Here is an 814-nt window from a genome sequence, read left to right on the forward strand (position 1 = left end):
TCATGGGCATAGCGCAGCACGCGCGCCGACAGCGCCATCTCGAAGCGGACGAGTTCCTTCAGGCGCTCGTCCGCGCTGGCCGAGGATGATGCGGCCGGAATGTCGACCGTGTAGTCGGCTGGCGTCAGGCCATAGCTTGCCGCCTCGCCTAGCACCCGCACCGCGTCCTGCGCACGGCTGTTGGGGGCGGTTCCGGTCACCCAGATGAAATCCGGATTGGCCGAGTAGTAGGCGATCAGCGCCTTGGCGATGTCGGGCTCAGCATAAAGCTCATAGTCACCCAGTCCGGCGATCGCCTCGCGGAAGGCATCGCTGGCGACAGACGGCACGAAGGCGGCATCCTGCGCCGCCACAGTCGCCGGCGCCGGCACCAACGCTGAAAAGTTGACGCGCACGAGACGGTCGGCCTTGTAGGTGTAGTAGGACGGGCTGCTGATCCTGGAGCCACCGCCGGCTGGCACCTTGCTGGGTCTCGGCTTGGGCGGCGGCGGGAATTCGCCTTGCGGGTTATGCCGGACGCCGCCACCGAACAGCATGTCGAACAGGCCTTGCGCGTTCGCCTGCGGGGCGCCGAGAGCCAGCGTCGCGGCAACCGCAAGCGGCATCACGCAGGCCGTGTTTCCGAAAATTTTCATGATCACCCGCTCCGGTTGTGAACCGGCTCCCGTTCCGCGCCGCTAGACGGTCACGCCCACCGCATGGCGGATGTAAGGCGCGATTATACCGATTCATACTGATTTCGTTAAGCTTCCATAAATTTCGGCGCCGCTGTTGCAGAACAGTTTCACAAGTTGGTGACAGTCTTGGGCGAAGC

1 pseudogene is annotated in these 814 nt (G+C 64.1%); it reads right to left on the bottom strand.

Annotated elements, in window-relative coordinates:
• Window positions 1-635, bottom strand: a pseudogene (locus tag EOA33_RS37295) (hypothetical protein); the annotation flags it as partial.
• Window positions 636-814: the final 179 nt, after the last annotated feature.

The organism is Mesorhizobium sp. M4A.F.Ca.ET.050.02.1.1 (genome assembly GCF_003997725.1).
GTDB lineage: Bacteria > Pseudomonadota > Alphaproteobacteria > Rhizobiales > Rhizobiaceae > Mesorhizobium.